Source organism: Acetobacterium sp. (assembly GCF_036508315.1).
Classification (GTDB): Bacteria; Bacillota; Clostridia; order Eubacteriales; family Eubacteriaceae; genus Acetobacterium.
This window is the reverse complement of the sequence record NZ_DATCHP010000042.1, coordinates 1-20,992: the sequence shown is the minus strand read 5'-3', so window position 1 is coordinate 20,992 and position 20,992 is coordinate 1. Positions and strand designations below refer to the sequence as shown.

16 protein-coding genes and 1 riboswitch are annotated in these 20,992 nt (G+C 41.5%); of the genes, 1 reads left to right on the top strand and 15 read right to left on the bottom strand.

From position 1 onward, the window contains the following. From VIK44_RS05740 to VIK44_RS05670, 15 genes are all read right to left on the bottom strand, one after another. On the bottom strand, window positions 1–3,498 hold a 3,498-nt coding region (locus tag VIK44_RS05740), incomplete at its 3' end, for a DNA-directed RNA polymerase subunit beta (RefSeq protein WP_331552889.1). A 386-nt stretch (window positions 3,499–3,884) separates the two neighbouring features. Continuing rightward, entirely contained in the window at window positions 3,885–4,682 is a 798-nt protein-coding gene (locus VIK44_RS05735; protein WP_331552887.1) for an amino acid ABC transporter ATP-binding protein, read from the bottom strand. A gap of 11 nt (window positions 4,683–4,693) precedes the next feature. Beyond that, window positions 4,694–5,356: an amino acid ABC transporter permease gene (locus VIK44_RS05730; protein ID WP_331552886.1), complete on the bottom strand. Its 663-nt coding sequence runs from the start codon at window positions 5,354–5,356 to the stop codon at window positions 4,694–4,696. Window positions 5,357–5,572: 216 nt separating this feature from the next. After that, window positions 5,573–6,376: an amino acid ABC transporter substrate-binding protein gene (locus tag VIK44_RS05725; protein WP_331552885.1), complete on the bottom strand. Its 804-nt coding sequence runs from the start codon at window positions 6,374–6,376 to the stop codon at window positions 5,573–5,575. Window positions 6,377–6,572: 196 nt separating this feature from the next. Next, the gene (locus VIK44_RS05720) at window positions 6,573–6,848 is read right to left on the bottom strand and encodes a hypothetical protein (protein WP_331552884.1); all 276 of its coding nucleotides are present in this window, start codon (window positions 6,846–6,848) and stop codon (window positions 6,573–6,575) included. A gap of 92 nt (window positions 6,849–6,940) precedes the next feature. Beyond that, window positions 6,941–9,457 carry a cation-translocating P-type ATPase gene (locus VIK44_RS05715; RefSeq protein WP_331552883.1) on the bottom strand — a complete coding sequence of 839 codons (2,517 nt, stop codon included), beginning with the start codon at window positions 9,455–9,457 and terminating at the stop codon, window positions 6,941–6,943. Window positions 9,458–9,756: 299 nt separating this feature from the next. Then, window positions 9,757–9,853: riboswitch (NiCo riboswitch) on the bottom strand. Between the two features lie 94 nt (window positions 9,854–9,947). Further along, window positions 9,948–11,222: a nickel-dependent lactate racemase gene (gene larA, locus VIK44_RS05710; protein ID WP_331552882.1), complete on the bottom strand. Its 1,275-nt coding sequence runs from the start codon at window positions 11,220–11,222 to the stop codon at window positions 9,948–9,950. A gap of 17 nt (window positions 11,223–11,239) precedes the next feature. Then, window positions 11,240–12,640, bottom strand: a complete 1,401-nt coding sequence (gene lctD / locus VIK44_RS05705) for a lactate dehydrogenase subunit LctD (protein WP_331552881.1) — start codon at window positions 12,638–12,640, stop codon at window positions 11,240–11,242. Continuing rightward, the gene (gene lctC, locus VIK44_RS05700) at window positions 12,630–13,862 is read right to left on the bottom strand and encodes a lactate dehydrogenase subunit LctC (protein WP_331552888.1); all 1,233 of its coding nucleotides are present in this window, start codon (window positions 13,860–13,862) and stop codon (window positions 12,630–12,632) included. Before lctC ends, lctD begins: the two co-directional genes overlap by 11 nt. Window positions 13,863–13,874: 12 nt before the next feature. Continuing rightward, window positions 13,875–14,669, bottom strand: a complete 795-nt coding sequence (lctB, locus tag VIK44_RS05695; RefSeq protein ID WP_331552880.1) for a lactate dehydrogenase subunit LctB — start codon at window positions 14,667–14,669, stop codon at window positions 13,875–13,877. Window positions 14,670–14,945: 276 nt separating this feature from the next. Beyond that, on the bottom strand, window positions 14,946–16,430 hold the full coding sequence (locus tag VIK44_RS05690; RefSeq protein WP_331552879.1) for a phosphomannomutase/phosphoglucomutase: 1,485 nt from the start codon (window positions 16,428–16,430) through the stop codon (window positions 14,946–14,948). Between the two features lie 111 nt (window positions 16,431–16,541). Continuing rightward, entirely contained in the window at window positions 16,542–17,531 is a 990-nt protein-coding gene (gene argF / locus VIK44_RS05685; protein WP_331552878.1) for an ornithine carbamoyltransferase, read from the bottom strand. Between the two features lie 83 nt (window positions 17,532–17,614). Beyond that, window positions 17,615–18,847 (bottom strand): arginine deiminase, encoded by a 1,233-nt coding sequence (locus tag VIK44_RS05680; protein WP_331552877.1) that lies wholly within the window; start codon window positions 18,845–18,847, stop codon window positions 17,615–17,617. 130 nt (window positions 18,848–18,977) lie between these two features. Further along, window positions 18,978–19,250 (bottom strand): Veg family protein, encoded by a 273-nt coding sequence (locus VIK44_RS05675; protein ID WP_331552876.1) that lies wholly within the window; start codon window positions 19,248–19,250, stop codon window positions 18,978–18,980. A gap of 211 nt (window positions 19,251–19,461) precedes the next feature. Next, window positions 19,462–20,175, bottom strand: a complete 714-nt coding sequence (locus VIK44_RS05670) for an HAD family hydrolase (protein WP_331552875.1) — start codon at window positions 20,173–20,175, stop codon at window positions 19,462–19,464. 121 nt (window positions 20,176–20,296) lie between these two features. Between VIK44_RS05670 and VIK44_RS05665 the strand changes: the two genes are divergently transcribed. Next, window positions 20,297–20,932: a lactate utilization protein gene (locus tag VIK44_RS05665; RefSeq protein ID WP_331552874.1), complete on the top strand. Its 636-nt coding sequence runs from the start codon at window positions 20,297–20,299 to the stop codon at window positions 20,930–20,932. The last annotated feature ends 60 nt before the right edge of the window (window positions 20,933–20,992 follow it).

Genomic DNA, 20,992 nt, shown 5'->3' with positions numbered 1-20,992 from the left:
CATTTCCTGATCGTTAAGGATGTTAACATCCAGACCCAAACTTTGGAATTCCTTCATAAGTACCTTAAAGGACTCGGGGATTCCCGGTTTTGGAATGTTCTCACCTTTAACAATGGCTTCATAGGCTTTTACACGTCCAACAACATCATCAGATTTAATGGTTAGAATTTCCTGGAGGGTATGAGCCGCCCCATAGGCTTCCAGAGCCCAAACTTCCATTTCTCCAAATCGCTGTCCACCAAACTGGGCTTTACCACCCAGCGGCTGCTGGGTAACCAAAGAATATGGTCCTGTTGACCGCGCATGCATTTTATCATCAACCAAATGGTGAAGCTTAAGAATATACATATAACCAACGGTTACCGGATTATCAAAAGGCTCCCCACTCCGTCCATCATAAAGCTGAATCTTCCCGTCTTTAGGTAAACCCGCTTTTTCAAGAAGTTCCACAATATCATCTTCACTGGCAGGGTCGAATACCGGGGTGGAAATATGCCAGCCCAGCTGCTTCATAGCAAGACCCAAATGGACCTCCAGTACCTGTCCGATGTTCATTCGAGAAGGAACACCCAGAGGATTAAGTACAATCTCCAATGGCGTTCCATCCGGCATAAACGGCATATCCTCTTCGGGAAGTATTCGGGAAATAACGCCCTTGTTTCCATGACGACCGGCCATTTTATCCCCAACAGAAATCCTTCTTTTAACAGCAATAAGAACTCTGACTAAAGTATTTACTCCAGGTTTGAGATCCTCATCTTTGTTTTCTCGAGAAAAAACCTTCACATCGAGTACAATACCTGATTCCCCATGAGGAACCTTAAGCGATGTATCCCGGATTTCCCGGGCTTTTTCACCAAAAATGGCTCTTAGTAATTTTTCTTCGGCTGAAAGGTCGGTTTCACCCTTAGGGGTTACTTTTCCAACCAGGATATCATCTGATTTAACCTCGGCACCAACGTAAATAATACCGCGTTCGTCTAGGTTTTTCAGTGCATCTTCACTGACATTAGGAATATCACGGGTAATTTCTTCAGGACCAAGCTTCGTTTCACGAGCTTCTGCTTCAAATTCTTCGATATGAATGGATGTGAACACATCCCGCTTTAATAACGATTCATTAATAAGAATAGCATCCTCGTAATTGTAACCTTCCCAGGTCATAAATCCCATGAGAATGTTTCGTCCAAGAGCAAGCTCTCCCATTTCCGTGGAAGGACCATCGGCAATGATTTCTCCTTCTTTAACCACTTGTCCCCTGTTAACCAAAGGCTTATGATTCATACAGGTTCCCTGGTTGGAGCGTTTAAATTTCAAGAGTGTGTATTTATCAAGCTCGCCCTCATCTGTTCGAATATGAATGGCAGTTGCTTCTACCCGTTCAATGACGCCGGCATTCTTTGCAATCACACAAACCCCTGAATCCTTAGCTGCCTTGTGTTCCATTCCCGTTCCAATAACAGGTGCCTTTGGAATCAGAAGCGGCACTGCCTGACGCTGCATGTTGGCACCCATAAGAGCACGATTGGCATCATCATTTTCAAGGAATGGAATAAGCGAAGTAGCAACCGAAACAATCTGTTTCGGTGAAATATCCATATAATCGACGCGATCTGCAGCAATGAGTACAAAGTCACGTTTACTTCCGGCACGGCCCGTCACCTGATCGCGGACAAAATGGTTGGTTTCATTCAAGGGCTCATTGGCCTGGGCAATGGTGTAACGTCCTTCTTCATCCGCCGACAGATAGTGAATTTCATCTGTAACGAGTCCTGTATAAACCTTACGGTAAGGGGCTTCGATAAATCCATATTCATTAACCCGAGCATAGGTACTGAGGGATCCGATCAGTCCGATGTTCGGACCTTCAGGGGTTTCAATCGGACACATCCGGCCGTAATGACTATGATGCACATCCCGAACCTCAAAACCTGCTCGTTCACGACTTAAACCACCGGGTCCCAATGCTGAAAGACGTCTTTTATGAGTCAGTTCTGCCAATGGGTTGGTTTGATCCATAAACTGGGAAAGCTGGGAACTTCCGAAGAATTCCTTTAATGCCGCATTCACCGGACGGGTGTTAATTAATCCCTGTGGTGTTAATACTTCATCATCCTGAACTGACATTCTTTCCCGAACAACACGTTCCATCCGGGATAAACCGATTCTGAACTGGTTCTGAAGAAGCTCTCCAACTGAACGCAAACGTCGATTGCCTAAATGGTCAATGTCGTCAATGGCGCCGATGTCATAATCCAGGCCAATAATATAACTGATGGAGGCATGAAGATCTGAAATAAGCACATGCTTTGGCACAAGCTCGTCCATTCGCTTCTTTAAATTCTTCTTTTTTTCTTCATCCGTCATATCTGCTTCTAAAATATCTTTAAGCACTTCAAAACAAACAAATTCTTTAATGTCAAGATCGCTGATGTCAAAAGGAATATCCTGTTTATTAATATCGACAAAGCCATTTCCGATGACCCGAACCATTTTATCTTCAACTTGAACATCAACGGTGTTAATGCCTGAGTTTTGAATTTCGACAGCTACCTTAATGGGAATGATTTCGCCTTTTTCAATATAAACTTCACCGGTTTCGGAATTGACAACGGTATTGGCAGATCGCTGGCCGGCAATACGGGTTGCCAGAGACAGCTTCTTATTATATTTATAACGGCCAACCTTGGCTAAATCGTACCGACGATCATCAAAGAACATGGAGTTAAGTAATGACTGGGCACTTTCAACGGTTGGCGGCTCACCTGGACGGAGTCTTTTATAGATTTCAATCAAACCATCCCGGGTTGATTTCATATTGTTATTTTCATCTTTTTTAATGGTTTCAATTAAGCGGTAATCATCCCCGTAGAAATCGAGAATTTCCTGATTTGTTCCCAAACCAAGGGCCCGAATCAGGGCTGTGATTGGCAGCTTACGGGTACGGTCAATTTTAACATACATGATATCATTTGAATCAGTTTCATACTCAAGCCATGCGCCACGGTTTGGTATTACCTGGGCAGAGAAAAGCTTTTTACCAAGCTTATCACGGCTCAGAGAAAAATATGCCCCTGGTGATCTTACCAGCTGGCTGACAATAACCCGTTCCGCTCCATTGACAATGAAGGTACCGGTATCTGTCATTTTATGCAAATCGGCCATATAAACCTTTTGCTCTTTGACTTCATTCTTTTCTTTATTAATTAAACGAACGGTTACTTTTAACGGTGTAAAGTAGGTTTGATCCCTTTCCTTACACTCTTCCACAGTGTACTTTGTTTTTCCCTCAATGGAATAATCTACAAATTCTAAAACCAGATTTCCGGTATAGTCTTCGATTTTATCAATATCGTCGAAAACCTCCTGGAGACCTTTTTCTATAAACCAATTGTATGAATCCTTTTGAACCTCAATCAGGTTCGGCATTTCAATGACTTCTTTGATCTTAGAAAAGCTTCGGCGTATTCTTAATCCGTCTTTTTCAGGATGCAACATTACCATCCAATATCACTCCTCGCAAAAATACTCAGCAAGTGGATTGTCCAAAAGAGACCCGATGTCTCCCTGTTCTGACATTCCGTATTTGCCTGTTGTGTTTCAATCCTCATTGTGCTATTATTAGGATAGTAATCAATTACATGGCAAGCACCTCTGGTTTAATATCCCCTTTGATCGGTTCAAATCCGCGCGGTAGTGCCGTGTTACTGATGCCCTAATTATAGACGTCAGGGATGCATTATAACCTTATTTTAAAAGATACCAATGCAATTTAATATGCTATCATAGAATACTTAATCCGTCAAACGTTTTTTGTTATTTTTATAAAAAATCGCAAAAAAGCCTTCCTATTTTTCAATGGGAAGGCTTTTTATGATTTACAACTAATATTTCTTCAATCGATACCGTTTCTGCTTTTTTTCCAGACCACTCTGATCTCTGAGGATGCTGCTGAGAAATTCCCGGGTTCTGGACTCTCTAGGATTAATGAAAAGTTCTTCCGGAGCCCCGACCTCTAAAATCTTACCGGAATCCATAAAAATCACCTTATTTGCAACATCCCGGGCAAAGCTCATTTCATGGGTAACCACCACCATGGTCATATGCTCATTGGCAAGGTCTTTCATGACATTAAGCACTTCACCGGTAAGTTCAGGGTCCAGTGCTGATGTGGGCTCATCAAAAAGAAGAATATCCGGATTCATCATCAGCGCCCGGGCAATGGCTACCCTTTGTTTTTCTCCGCCGGACAATGTCGATGGCATGGCATCAATCCGATCCAGTAAGCCAACCTTACGGAGATATCCCTCACAAAGCTGATTCATTTGAGTCGGCGCTTCTTTTTTAACCACCTTAGGGGCCAATTCCAAATTCTGTCGTACCGTTAAATGAGGAAACAGATTAAAGTGTTGAAAAACCATTCCCATTCTTATAATAATCGCCCGAATTTCCTGGGGACTGGTATAAACCCCTGATTGCATCAAAGGTTTCCCTTCCATAAAAATATCCCCGCTGTCGGCCTTTTCTAAATCAATGAGGCAACGAAGCAATGTTGATTTTCCTGAACCCGAAGATCCGATGATTGCCATCACATCTCCCTTATTGACACTGAAAGAAATATCATTCAGTACGTGGTTGTTACCAAAACTTTTATTAAGTTTATTTACTTTTATAATTTCCATGTTCACCTCTGCTAGAATTCATATTTCTTTTCAAGCCTTTTAAACACCATCGTAAGGACAAAATTAATCATCAGGTATAAAAGTGCAGCAACCAGGAATGCAAATGTATCGCCATCCCGATTCACTGCTGTTTTTGCATAATGCAAAATTTCTGCCACACCAATAACTGTTACCAATGCTGTATCCTTTACAAGCGTAATGGTTTCATTGCTGATAGCAGGTAAACAAACACGAATCATCTGCGGAACAACAACCCGTAACATGGTTTGAAACTTAGTCAATCCCAATACTTTGGCCGCCTCATACTGACCCTTGTCAATGGCTAACAGGCCACCCCGAAATATCTCGGCAAAATAAGCGGAATAGTTCAGACCAAAGGCAATACAAGCTGCCGTAAATCGTCCGAAAACAAGAAACTCTCCAAAAAACGGCAGCAAGGGTAATCCAAAGTAAACAAACATTAGTTGGAGGAGTAAAGGCGTTCCGCGTAAAACATAAATATAGCCATTGGCAAAGGCTTTAATCGGCTTTATTTTACTTCGGACCATCAAGGTAAAAAGAAAGCCCAATGGAACAGAGCACACAATGGTCACTGCAAAAATACTGAGGGTAATCACCATCCCGTAAAGCATGGGCACGGTGATATTGGATAGATAGGTTAGATAATCTGACATATTTGCTCTCCTGAAAAAATGAAATAGTAATAAAAAAAACGGATAGAAAACTATCCGATGAGACCATAAACAAAGTAATTAGACAAGTCTCTTTCCGGATTTTTATTGCATCATGTTGTGTGCATCATGGCGAACAGGCGTAGCCTGTACGATCATGCAGCACACAACGATCAATTAAATGTCCGGAAAGAGGTTTGTCAACACCCTGAACAGATATTATGGTTTGTAAATAATGTCCTCGCCAAACCATTTTGTTGAAATTTGAGCGGCAGTGCCATCAGCGATCATGGCATTAAGGGCATCCTGAATTTTAGTTTGCAATTCAGTGTTTCCTTTTTTGATGCCGACGCCATAAAGCTCTGGTGATAGGCTTTCATCCAAAATAACATAATCCGCATTATTAGAAGCAATATAATAACGAGCGACAACAGAATCAACAATAACAGCATCAATTCGGCCAATACCTAAATCAGAAAGTGCTGAAACATTTTCCGGATATTCATTCATGGCTGCGGTTTCCTTGCTGATAGGATCTGCAACAAAGGCGTCATAGGCAGAGGATCCCTTTTGAAGTCCAATGTTTTTTCCCGCTAAATCTGCTTTTGTTTTAATTGGAGAATCCTTTTTAACAACAATGACCTGATCATTTTCAAGATATGGTGTCGTAAAATCCATGGCTGTTTTTCGTTCATCGGTAATGGTTAAACCATTCCAGATAACATCAATATTTCCAGAGTCAAGTTCTAATTCTTTTGTATCCCAATTGATGGGTTGCAGGACAACTGCCATTCCCATGCGTTTCCCGACTTCCTTGGCCAGATCGACATCAAAGCCAACGATTTCATTCTTATCGTCTCTGAAACCCATTGGCGGGAAAGAATCATCTAATCCAACAACAAATGTCTTATCATCATTATTTGCAGCTCCACCTTCTGCTTTTTGAGCACTGCTACAGCCAGCAAATAAACCGGCCACTAGAATAACAATCAGCATTAAACCAAATAGTCTTCCTTTTTTCATTCCTTTTTGTTCCTCTTTTCCTAATATAATATGGGGATATTATATACTTTATCACGTTACAATGCTAGTCCTTTAAAGTGAAAAGCTGATTGAATCCACCCTTAATATTTAGTTTTTTTTCCTGAAATTTTTAATTTCAACTATTAAAAAAAGAGTGGATCTCCCACTCTTTTTTCCTTAAAAACAAAAACCGCTGCTAAGAAAAAGGCCATCCATAATCTCGAACGTTATGTTCCACGTTCATTCCTAGTTTTGCCGCTGTCTGAATTTCTTTTTCGAAAGCCTTTGCATCAGCCATTTTCATATCATCCATCAAGGCATGGCAATCCACATCGTAATCGTATTTCCGGGCCAGATCAATGAGGGCTTGAACCTTTTCATCCGGTTTCATTTTAAACCCAATGAGTGCCCTTGCTTCTTCTTCCAACATTCCCTGACGAATTGCTTTCATAAAATCTTTGAAGTTTTTCATTATTTCCCTTCTTTCCCTAATTTGTTAGGAGAGACTCCTTATAAAGCTATATACCACTTTAAATGGAAAATACAAAGCACATGGAAAATATTTTACTTATTTTTTCGTTGGAACCAATAGAATAGCTTTACTAACTCATACCAGAACACCGATAATGCGGCAATGCCTGCCGCCAATAAGAACTGCCCCACAGTCAATGGGTACAATTTCAAAAATCCGGTAATCGGTGTGTATAAAATTATAAATAATCCACCAATCGTTCCAATGTTAACCGCCCACATCACCTTATCATTAATGAGCCGTTTAAAAGACTGGAATGCAAAGTCTGTATCTGAGCTATTAACCTGTACTAACACCAGGTTGGAAAGCATAATAACGGCTAGCCCCATGGTTCGGGCCAGAGGCGCATTGCCTTGTTCCAAGAACAAAAGATAGGTTCCAAAGGATGCCGCAAAAATAGCCAGGCCTTGAGTGACACTTTTTAGCAAAATACCGGGAGTGATTAGATTTTCATTTGGATTTCTCGGCTTTCGTTCCATAATATGATGCTCTGCCGGCTGGCGTTCTAAAACAATGGAACAGGTCGGATCAATAATGAGCTCTAAAAGCACCACATGAAGAGGCAACAGGAATAGACTGGCAGGAGCAATACCCAGAAGCGGTGCTAATAATGATGCGAATGCAATGGGTATATGGATGGTAAAAACATACCCCACTGCTTTACGGATGTTATCGTAAATTCTTCGACCATCTTTAATGGTGTTTACAATGGTTGAAAAATTATCATCCATTAAAATGAGATCGGCTGCTTCACGGGATACTTCAGAACCACGTTTGCCCATGGCAATTCCGATGTCTGCTGATTTAAGCGCTGGGGCATCATTAACACCATCTCCGGTCATGGCCACAACCTCTCCGTTTTCTTTAAAAGCCTTGACGATGCGCATTTTATGCTCTGGAATCACCCGTGAGAAAATACTCACATCTTTAACTTTTTCCCTTAATTCTTCATCGGTCATTTTATTTAATTCGTCACCGGTAATGATATGGTCACTGTTGGGCATCCCAATCTGACCGGCAATGCTGCTGGCCGTAATACCGTTATCTCCGGTGATCATGACAACCCGAACCCCTGCTTTGGTACAGTTTTTAATATCTTCTTTTACGGATTCTCTTGGTGGATCGGCCAGGCCAATCAGTCCCAGGAAAGTCAGCCTCGCCGCCGTAATGGTTTTGGGAATTTCAGCTTCAGTCTTCGGTTTCATTTCTCCGACGGCAATAACTCGTAGTCCTTGCTGTGACATTGCTGTGATTTCAGCCTCAACTATCTGTCTTTCTTCATCGGTCAGAACGCAGATGGTCAGCATCCGTTCTGGTGAACCTTTGGCCGCGATAATAATTTCTCCATCATGATGCCAAACATGGCCCATCATTTTCAGCTCGTTGGTAAAGGCATATTCCCTGATTAAATCTCCGCCAAAGAGATGTTTTTTTGAAATCCCCTTTTCTTCGCAATACCTTAGCATGGCTTTTTCCATGGGATCATAGGCTTCTGTTTCACAACCAAGACCCATCATCTCACACAGGTTTTCTTTATCCCCGTTTAACGCCCAGGTATCCTGAACCGTCATCTGATTCATGGTAATGGTTCCGGTTTTATCCACACAAAGCACCGAAACAGCTCCCAGGGTTTCCACTGATGGAAGTTTACGAACCAGGGCTTTATTCTTCGCAAGTCGCCAGGCACCCATGGAAAGAAACACAGTAAGAATAACTGGAAATTCCTCAGGAATCATCGCCATAGCCAGGGTGATCCCTGAGAGAATACTGGCTATAATCCGATCTCCAAAAGGATATTCCGGAATATTAAAATAGGTGATGACACTAACTAATGCAAAGAGAACTGCAGCAATGCCTGCACAAAGTTTTACCAGACTGTCTGTTTGTTTTTGAAGCGGCGTCGGTTTTTCTTCAACCGAAGCCACATGCGTGCCGATTTTACCATATTCAGTGAGTGCACCAATTTTGTCAACCAAAATAGTGGCATTCCCCTGGGTTACCAGGGTTCCTGCATAGCAATAATCTCTTCGCCAATAATCATCGGATACTTCAGCATTTTCAACAGTTACCTTCCAGACACCTTCTGCCTCGCCGGTAAGCGATGATTCATCCACACAAAGATCATTGGCTTTTAAAATTTCCCCGTCCGCTGGTATTTTCACACCTTCCGCAATCATCATGACATCCCCGGGAACTAAATCCACACTGGGGATGATCACTTCTTTTTCATTTCTGATAACCATGATATGAGGTGCGGATAAATCTTTAAGCGCACTGAGGGTTTTGTCTGTTTTCCATTCCTGGATCACATCAATACTAATGATACCAACGACAAAGATCAGCATAATGGCGCCGTCTCTGGGCTCGCCTAAAATAAAGTAAATAATCGCTGCTACAATTAGCAATAAAAACATCGGTTCAGCAATAGTGCGCAGTGCCTTAATGAAAAAACTCTGCTTTTTTCCAGCGGCTAGTTCATTTTTTCCATACTGCTCTTGCCGTTTTCGGGCTTCCTCTGTGGTTAAGCCCATTGTCTTATCTGTGGTCATAAAAGTTACCTCCGTTTTGTATTTCTACACATTTAAGATAGCTCTGTGCCACTCCATACAGCAAATAATTTTTTTTGAGATTGTAAACAAAGGTGTAAATAAAAAATTTTCGAGGATAATTATTTTATCTGATTGTGTGCAACATAGCGAACAGGTGAGACCTGTCAGAGTTTGCAACAACCAACGATAAATAATTGAACTCGAAATAAGAGTTTGTCAACAGTCTGATGTAAATAAATTTGCTTTAATTCAGTCCTAGTTCCCAAAAAAACGATAAAAAAACACACCTATGGAACAACTACTGTCCCACAGATGTGTGTATGTTCATCTGCTGCCACTTCCATGGCCCGGCCCCACGAACGTTCTAAGGTTCATCGCCTGCTCAGTTTGTACTGTAATCTATGCAGTGCAAAGAGATTTTCTATATTGTAGTACTTTGGCATTCATTTGTCAAGAAATTTTTGTTGTTTCTTTTGAATATTTTTGTTGTTTATTCTACAATAACGGACACACCATCAGGAATAACCGTTATCGTCGCTTTATTATTTTTGAGATACTCTCTTGACAGAATCAAAGCATCTTCCAAATTATTGGCCGGAGTCATTTGAAACTCCCGAATCATTTCTTCCGGTGCCGATGAAATGTAAATGACTTTGGCCTTCAACAGAATACGGGCTAAAATTTGTGCTTCCCATTGGTCAGGAATGGTTTCATCTCTGGGCGCATTCACAAAACGTTCTTCCATGGCTTTGAGATTTTTTTCCTCTTTGAATGTATTTAAAAAAACCTCTCCGCCATGCCCGTCATTTGATTTTGCAAGCATAATAATAACACCGCCAGGTTTTACTGCAGCTTCTGCGGCAGTCATTCCCTTAACGGCCTGGTAAATATTTTGATCCAAAGGATACCCGCCATTGGTGGTAATCACAATATCACTGGGTATTGCCTTTACTTTACACAAGTTCTCTAAAAACTCCCGCCCCTTTATGTGAGCACTGTCACAATCTCCGGCAACCGCATAGATAACTTCTTTTTCAGAATTAATAACCACATTGACCACAAAGGCCAGACGCGCCACTCTGGCAGCGTAAAGCATATCAATATGAACAGGATTGCCCTCGATGCATCCTGTTCTTGCTTTAGGGTGCGCAATAAATTCTCCGCAATGATTGGCAAGAACAGTGACACGACTGGCGATTCCCGGAAGCACACTTTTTCGGCCCCCTGAAAATCCGGCAAAAAAATGGGGTTCAATGAATCCTTCAGAAACCAGCAGATCCGCCTCGGCACCCAGACGATTGATGATTAGCTCGCCTCCTGAAGGGAGTGTCCCAATTTTTACCAAACAATCCGGATTTTCGGATTCGTGAACCACAATCTTTTCACTGGCCACAATCTCTTCCCCGAACTTTTGATTGAGTTCTTCCTTAGTTGTGGGTCGATGAAAACCCGTTGAAATAAGAATGGTAATCTCGGCACCCGGGTTTCCCTTGCGAATTTCAGAAAGCATTATTGGCATAATAATCTGACTTGGTACTGGCCTTGTATGATCACTGGCGATGATGACCACGTTCTTCTTTCCCACCGCCAATTCCCTAAGACCCGGTGAATCAATGGAACTCTCCATTGCCTCCTTAACCAACTCACTTTGGGTTTTTCCTGGATGATAGTCCTCTATTCGAGATACTAATACAGAGTTTAACAGGGCTTCATCCAAATTTAAGGAAATTTTTTCTTTTCCATAGGGTAAACTTATTTTAATCATTTCATTTTTCCTCCAACCTACATCTGACAGACTTTTTTAGGATTAAGCAGGTTTTTAGGATCAAAGGTCCGTTTAATGCCGGCCATTAATTCCAACTGTTCGGCGCCAAAATCATTGAGGAGATATTTTCGCTTCGCGTAACCAATCCCGTGTTCTCCCGAAACCAAACCATGAAAGACAAGTGCCTTCGCATACAATCGATCCATTGCCAGTTCCAGCTTTACATCCCAGTCTGCCTGAGAAAGTTTATCCCGACAGACATAAATGTGGAGATTGCCATCTCCGGCATGTCCAAAACTGGGAATACGCAGGTCCATTTCCCTTGCCAGTTCATGGGTGAACTCAATGAATTCAGCAATTCGATTTCTGGGCACGACCACATCACATTCATCCATTTCGGTTGTCGATGCTTTAATGGCTTCCAGAAACGCCCCTCGGGCAGACCAAACCGCTTCCTTGCGTTCCTCGGTATCGACAATATAGACATCCCTGGCTCCTTCAGCCAGGCAAAGATTGGCTACCACTTCATATTCTACTTCCACCTGTTCCCTGGTATTGCCGTCAAATGTTAAAAGAATATAGGCATTACTGTTGGAATCCGGGAATTTTTTCCCTAAAAATTCTTCTGCAAAAAGAATGGTTTGGCGTTCCATGAATTCAATGGCTGTGGGAATGGCCTTGGATTTAATAATTTTAGGTACCATCCCTAAAGCAGCTCCAATATTATCAAAGGGAATCAGCAGGCTCAGTGTCTTTTTCGGAAGCGGCAACAACTTTAAAATAGCTTTTGTAATCACACAAAGAGTGCCTTCCGAGCCTATCACCAAATCTTTTAGGCTATAGCCTGAACTATTTTTAACAATTTTCCCACCTAACTCCATAATTTTTCCATTGGAAAGCACGATTGTCAGCCCACGCACATAATCCCGGGTAACACCATATTTTACGGCCCGCATTCCCCCGGCATTGGTACTGATGTTTCCAGCAATGGTAGCCGATTTTTCGCCAGGATCCGGTGGGTAAAAAAGATCATTGTCTTCCACAAATTTTGAAAGCTGCATCAGAAGAACCCCTGGTTCGACGGTAACGGTAAGATTTTCTGTATCCAGTTCTAATATATTATTCATTAAGGTTGTTTCCATCATGATGCCACCGAACAATGGCACACAGGCACCAACTAATCCGGTTCCCGAACCTCTCACCACAATCGGGATATTTTTATCATAGGAATATTTCATAATTTTCGAGATTTCCAGCTCCGATTTTACCTTAATTAGAATTTCCGGATAAGAATGGATGCTTGACAATTCATCATGGCTAAAATCTTCTCCGATTTCTTCCCCAATAAAAACGCGTTCGGCTGGGACCACTCCCTTTAAGTAAGTGATATCATCAGCTTCAATTTTTTTATAATCCATCAGACACACCCATCCTTTCAGGTACTTTTATTATGTTCGAATCCTCAATCATTGCTAAAAGTTCCGGTAGAATCTCATACAAGTCCCCGATGATTCCACAATGAGCTACATTGAAAATCGGCGCTTTCGGGTCATTATTAATGGCAATGATATAGTCGGAATTTTGCATTCCGGCGACAAATTGAACGGATCCGGAAATACCAAGGGTGATGATGAGTTTTGGCTTAACCGTTCTCCCGCTTAACCCGATTTGCAGCTTTGCATCAAACCATCCTGATTCAATTCCAGGACGGCTGCAGGCAACGGTAGCTCCTATCTTTTCTGCAAAAGCGTGAATCATCTCCAAATCTTTTTCGCATTTCACTCCCCGTCCAACTGCCACAATCGTTTCAGCATCAGATAAATCAATGGCTTTTTCTTTTTTTATAACTTCTAACACTTCAATCGATGAAATGAGTTTTTTTGCTCCGATATCCATAATTTTTACACAACCCTTTGGGTTTTTCATACGTTCCGGGGCATTGAAAACCTTATAACGAACTGTACAAAACTGTGGTCGATTATTTTCGGTAACAATCTGAGCCATAATATTTCCACCAAAGGCCGGACGAATCTGAACCAAATCCGTATTTTCTTTCATTTCTAAAACAGTACAATCAGCAGTCAAGCCGGTACGGAACCGAGCGGCAACCCTGGGTGCCAAAGAGCGTCCCACATTGGTGGCCCCTACTAAAATAGATGAAGGTTTAATTTTTTTAACGAAATCCTCAAAAACATTTGCATAGGGTTCAATGACAAAATGCTTTAATTCTGGTTTATCATATACAAATACCTTGTCCACGCCGTAATTCAATAGTTCCTGGGCCTTTTCAGTAATATCAGTTCCCATAAACAACGCATAAACCGGGTGATTAATGACTTTTGCCAGGATTCTGGCCTTTCCAATGAGTTCTAATGTCACCGGATGGATTTTACCTTCAATATGGTCCACATACACAGTAATCCCATTAAACGAACTCTTGTCAATGGCGATTTTTTCATCCTCTTCAAGAACAAGAACGCCTTCTGGTCCTTTTTTTAAACACATCTTGCACATTTTACAAGCTGATGAAATTTCAAGGACGTCGTTCTCATAACTAAAAGCATCAAAAGGACAAATTTCGGCAAATGCTTCAAACGCTTCACGATTTATATTTTCTTTGATTATTTTAATTCCAGCCATCATTTTTCCTTTCTATCTTAAATATTTTTTTTCAGATAAAATGCCATATAAGATTTTGGCCAGAGTTTTGCCGTCCCCTTCAAAGCTTGTTTTTTCAACATTGCTTTCAGGCGGAAAAATGCGTTCAACTTGAGTGGGTGATCCACTTAATCCATAATTTTTTTCATTCGTATCGTACATATCTTTTAAAGTCAGAATTTTTATTTCAGGATTTTCAGATATTGCCATTTTCCGCTTATAAGAAGGCAGCCTTGGTGTGTAAATATCCTTATCCACGGTAATAAGACACGGGTAAGGCACTCGTTGGATTTCAATGGTTTCTTCCATATTCATTTGTACAGTAAGACCCCTTTCATCCGCCACCAGGATTTTAATAACATTGGTAACATGGGGAATCCCTAAATGCTCTGCCATTTCCGGACCAACCTGAGCGGTATCGCCATCAGTGGTTTGCTTCCCGCAAACAATAAGATCAAAATCTCCCAGCCTCTTTGCTCCCTGGGCCAGGGTATAACTGGTGGCGACCACATCCGCCCCACCAAATTTTCGATCTGATAACAGACAGCCTTTATCTGCTCCCATGTAAAAGGATTCCAACAGAACTTCCTTACTTTGCATGGGTCCCATGGACAAGGCGGTAATCGTTCCACCGAGTTGTTCTTTTAGACGAAACGCTGTTTCTAACCCATATAAATCATAGGGATTCATCTTTGATTCAACGCCGTCGCGAATCAGGACCCCTGTTTCTGGATTTACTTCCACATTGGATGTTCCCGGAACCTGTTTTATACATACCAGTATCTTCATACTTATCCTCCATAAAAACTTAATTTAATGCTACAATAAAACCGCCCTGGCCATGTCCCAGCATATGGATCTCATTGACGATTTTGTATGTGCCCTAAGAATCAATAATTTTCAATTAAAAAAGGCCTGTTTTTCAACAGACCTCCGAATGCCCACAGTCTGAGACCTGTATTTTACAGGTCTTTTTTTTAATTGGAAATTTATAACGATTAAACTTATGGCAATCTTTATATCTTCTAATAATGCAATCAATAAATGTCCGAATGTAATATAAACCTATGCCAATGCCTCATACTGATCCAGGTACTGCATCAGAGTAGCCTTAATCAATTCGCAACCACCAACAGTATCAGATTCAATATTCAATGGCATGATCGGTTCATGCAGCGACATTCTGAGCAGACACCAGCCATTGCCGGCTGTTTCATCACAGTTTACCCGAACACCCTCATAGTTGGGCTCCACCAGGGTCCAACCGGGTTGTTTCCCGGCAAAGGTTTTAAAATCTTCCAAAACTTTTTCGCCATAGGTCTTAAAATCATCAACCGTTATTTTAAAACGTATTTCTTTGACTTCCAGAGGTTCGTTAAGTCCTTCTAAAAAGGAACTCACCGGTTTTCCTAACTTGTGAAGCTCTGCAAATTTAATGAGTGCCATGGTCACAAGATATGCCCCATCATCGAGGAAGTAATTCTCTTTGATCGCGCCATGCCCACTGGTTTCCATGGCTAAATGAGTTTCAATCCCGATTTCATTTAAACGGATAGCTTCATTAATAACATTTTTATAGCCCCGTTTAAAGCGGTGGTGTTTTCCGCCCAGACTGGTAATATAATCAGTTAATCCGGTTGAGGTAACAGAATCAGTAACAATGGTCGATCCCGGATAATCTGATAACAGCATGCTTGAAATAAAAGCAATAAAGCCATTGCGATTAATGGCATTCCCTTTTTCATCAATAATCGCTGCACGATCCACATCCGTATCAAAGATAATTCCCAGGTCGGCTTTATTGTCTAAAACAGCTTTCGTAATGTGATGAATGGCTTCCGGTTCTTCAGGATTTGGAATGTGATTTGGAAAAGTCCCATCCGGATCTAAATATAGACTGCCTGCTGTATTGGCTCCTAATGGTTTTAAAACCTGATCCACAAAGAATCCTCCCGCGCCATTACCGGCATCAACAACAACATGGGTTCCGTTCAAAGGTTTTTCTCCCCCTGTTTTTTTTCGGACAAAATCTACAATTCCGGTTGAATATGATGGCAAAAAATCATAGTCAATGGCCTGCCCTCCTGGGGTAAAGTTGGTTCCGACCGTTTCGGCTAATTCTAAAATTGCGGTAATGTCTTCTTTATCCAAACCGCCATCGCTGGTGAAAAACTTAAGGCCGTTTCGATTATAGGGCAAATGGCTGGCGGTTACCATGATGGCACCATCTGCTTTCATCACCGGATCAAGCGTCGTCATAAACATTGCCGGTGTCGTAGCAATCCCGCACTGATAGACTGTGTGTCCGTTGCTGACTAATCCCCGTGCCACAGCCTGGGCAAGGTGTGGCCCGGAAAGACGGCTGTCTCGGCCAACAGCAAAAGTCATGGGCCCTTTCGCAAGCTTTTTTTCCAGCCAAACGGCAAAAGAAAAGGCTATTTTCATGGCCATATCCGGGGTGAAATTAACAGCTTCCCCAGGGATCCCTTCCAGAACGATTCCCCGGACATCTGACCCATTTTGTAATCTTTTAATATCTTTGATTTCCATGATTATTAATCTCCCGGCTTTAATCTTAATATTAGGCAATTGCGAAAGTGCCGTGAGCTTTACGATCAGTTTCGCAATTTACCTATTAATCGTACTATCCAATCGGGCATTTTAGCCAACCAGGGAGGCGCACATAACTGCCTTAATGGTATGCATGCGATTCTCCGCCTCATCAAAAACAACGGAATGCCTGCTTCTGAAGACTTCATCCGTCACTTCCATTTCGCTGATTCCAAATTTTTCTCTGACCTCCTTGGCCACGGCGGTTTCTAAATCGTGAAAGGCCGGCAGACAATGAAGGAAAATCACCTTATCATTCCCAGTCGCGTCAATCATATCCATATTAACCTGGTAGGGTAATAATAGCTTAATACGCTCTGCCATCTGATCTTCTTCACCCATGGAAACCCACACATCGGTGTAAATCGCATCGGCATCTTTCACGCCTGCTTTGATATCATCTGTCAGGGTAATGGATCCTCCGGTGCTTTCGCAAAGGGCTTTCATCTCTTCGACCAGGCCTTCTTCAGGGAAAAGAATTTCCGGGGCTACCGCCACAAAGTGCATGCCCAGCTTGGAACAGCCAATCATCAGGGAGTTCCCCATATTATTTCTGGCATCGCCGATATAAACCAGTCGACGTCCTTTTAACGTCCCAAAATTTTCCTGAATGGTAAGCATGTCTGCCAATACCTGGGTCGGGTGATAAAGATCAGTGAGTCCGTTCCAAACCGGAACGCCAGAATATTTTGCTAAAAGCTCAACGGTTTCCTGTTTGAAACCGCGAAATTCAATCCCATCATAAAAACGTCCCAGCACATTAGCCGTATCTTCAATAGATTCTTTTTTTCCCATTTGGCTATTGGTTAAAAAGGTGACTTTTGCCCCTTCATCATAGGCGGCGACTTCAAAGGCACAACGGGTTCTCGTTGATGCTTTTTCAAAAATCAGCACAATATTTTTTCCTTTGAGAAGTGTTCCAACCTCACCTGATTTTTTCTTTGCCTTTAATTCCGCAGCGTAATCAACTAAATAATGTATCTCCTCCGGAGTAAAATCCTTTAGTGTCAGTAAATGACGTCCCTTTAAATTCATAACCATTCCTCCATTTTTCTTTGCTCTTATTATATTTTAACTGATATTCAGTGTATTTCACAAGTGAAACTTTTCACTTTTACAATGACCTAGAAGCAGCCTCGGTATAAAGGCATGGTCATACACCGTGGGCCGCCTCGTCCCCGAACCAACTCTGAGGCTTCTATACCGATGACTTCAATGCCATTTTCGCTGAGGACTTGGTTTGAATGTTCATTTCTTGTATAAGCCACTATAACCCCGGGTGCAATGGCTAACGTGTTGGTGCTGTCGTTCCATTGCTCACGGGCAGCTGCAACTGGATTTCCGCCGCCGCTTTCAATAAGATTAATGGCAGGCAACCCCAGAACTGATTTTAGTGCTTCCTGTAGACTATCGATTCGTTCATAATGAAGAATGTTTTCTTTTCCCGGAGTCATGATAATCGTTTCTACTTCTTTAAGAATCCTTGGATAGACAATAAACTTATCATAATCCACCATGGTAAACACTGTATCCAGGTGCATGAAAGCACGGTTGCTGGGGATTTTTACTGCCAATACTTTCTTTATCCCAATATCTGCTTTAAAAAGGTTTTTCGCCAGCTCTTCAACCCCTTGAACCTCGGTTCGCTCACTGCAACCTAATGCGACTACCGTCGGACTGAGAATAAGAATATCCCCGCCCTCAACTGAAAAAAAGTTAGTATCCCGGTAAAAGGTTTTATTTTCACAGGATGCAAACAGTGGATGATGCTCATATATGGCAGACATATATTGGCTTTCCCGTTTTCGTATTCGGGTAGCCATGGCAGAAATGCACATGCCATCATGGATGGTGATTGCCGGATCTCGCATAAAATAGAGATTCGGCAGCGGATTTAAATAGAAAGCATAGGGTTCCGGACCCTTCAAATAATCGGTTAGCACTAAATGGCGTTCCATATGCCCCAATTCTTTTTGCAGGACCCCGGCAATAAGGGCTTCTCCCAATGCATTACTGTCCAATGATAAAAGGTATTCATTCAAAAATCCATCGATGTAATTGCCTGATGACGGATTCTGATCAATCACTTCATGAACCAGATTTTCACGTACGGTCGTATCTTTTAAAATATCCTTTAACAGATTTTCAACATAAAAAACCTCGGCCCCATGTTGGACTAATATTTTTGCAAAAGCATCATGCTCTTCCTGCATGCGTTTAAGCCAGGGAATGTCTTCAAACAATAGTTCTTTTAGTGAATCTGGAACGATACGCTCCAGCTCTTTCCCGGGACGATGTATCAGAACCTTTTTAAGCTTCCCTATCTCAGATTCTATTTTCAAGCTTTTTTCTGCCATTATTTTCTCCGTTTCTCAGAACATTTTGGTTATTATACCACTGGTTTATTGAAAACCCCAGAAATTTGGGCAATAAAAAAAGAAGAACTTCCGCTCTTCCCCTTCAATGTGGAATTTGTTTATTTTGTCATTACGAAACTAACACTTTTTTGTCAGTTTCGCCGTCATCCAGAAGCACTATTTTTACGCTCTGGGTTAAAAGATCAGAATAGCTAAAGGAAAGCTTCTGTTCTTTTCTTTTATCCTCTTGCACTCTTACCGTAAAAATACTGGGGTAGGTTTCTTCGATGACCCCTTCTTTTTGGTAAAGTTTTTTCTTGCTTTTATGCGCTTCAAGTTTAACTCGTCTTCCAAGATAGTTTTCCACCTCGCGTCTAATGTCCATAATTGTTGCTTTTGCCATGAACTTCACCTCTCTGTGGTTTTCTCTTAAACAGTATACCACAAATTCTGTGAAAAGTAAAATTTTTTATTATAACAACATAGTGAATTAAAGTCAATATGTAATTTTTTTTTCCTTTGCAGGTTGTTCAACGTTTACATTTTTTTCAATGCTTTAAACCCGCTGGATCTCATCCAACATAACACTGAACTTCATTATTTTATGCTAATTTCTAATGCTGCTTGGGGTCAGGCTTTTCATTGAAAATTGAATACATTTCTCGACCATAAAATAGTGCATCAACGATTCGCATCGGGTTATGTACCCAAACCGATCTTTCAAGCTTTGTAATAACCTCTGCCGGTGTAAATCCCCAGGTGCATAACACCGGAAGCATTCCAGCATTTATGGCAGTTTCATAGTCTATGGGTGAGTCTCCGACATAAAGACATTCCTCATGCCTAACACCCATTCGCTCTGCCAATGCCAGGGCAGTCTCCGGGTTGGGCTTTCGCAATTTTTCCGTGGTATATCCAATCACATCCACAAAATCATAATCCTTAAACAAAATCTTTACAATTGATTTTGCTGCAGCCGTCGGCTTATTGGTAGAAATCCCAACCGGAATATCATTCGCTTTCAAATAATCAAGAAGATCGATGATCCCCGGATAAGGTTTTGTTTTCTTTGTATAGCAGGTCATATATTCAGCCCTCATCATTTCGGTCAGCTTATCAATAAATGTTTCATCGTCACGATATTTTTCGGGGACCGCATCCCTTGTTAAATTTCTGATTCCTGTTCCAATGAGCTTTTTACCGGCTTCGTAGGAATGGGTTGGGAACCGATAATATTTCATAATGACATTACAGGAATCGATGAGGTCTTCCAGTGAATTAATGAGGGTACCGTCTAAATCAAAAATAATTCCCTTATACTTATGCATTTTTTTCCTCCTTTATTTTAGATCTGATTTTTTCTTATTATACCCTAAAATTATAAAATATTTTGTTTTTTTAAGATCTTTATATTATAATAATACTATTCATTCCTTTGGAGGTAATATTTTGGGTTTTAAAGAAGAAAATTATCAACATCTCAGCACCACCCTGATTAAAAAATTGAAGCAACGAAATTTCGAAGGGTATTTTTGTAAATCACGATCCGATGCCCTTAAGCTGGCTTTATCGTTTATTCCCGAAGGTGCCAGTGTTTGCCATGGCGGTTCCGAGTCCATTAAAGAAATTGGATTATTGGATGCAGTGAAAAATGGCAACTACATTTATCTTGATCGCAGTCTTGCCAAAACACCCCAGGAACACCGGGAAATTGTTGCTCAGGGAATTCTTAGTCATACCTTTCTGATGGGTACCAATGCCCTTACTATGGCAGGTGAACTTGTAAACGTTGATGGCAAAAGCAACCGCGTGGCACTTTTATGCTATGGACCTGAACAGGTTATTGTCATTGTCGGGATCAATAAAATTGTTGAAGATATTGATGCCGGGATCTTTCGGGCACAGAATACTGCCGCCCCGGTTAATGCCATTCGTCAAAACCTGAAAACACCATGCTATGATACTGGTCATTGCGGAGATTGCCACATCGAAGGATGCATGTGTTCCAATACTGTGATTACCCGTCATAGCGGTTCTCCCGGACGCATTAAAATAATCCTCATTGGGGAATCCATAGGTTATTAAAATGACCTTGTTAACAGCATTAGATCAGGCTTATTCAGAATCCCCTCAAACCCTGGAAGA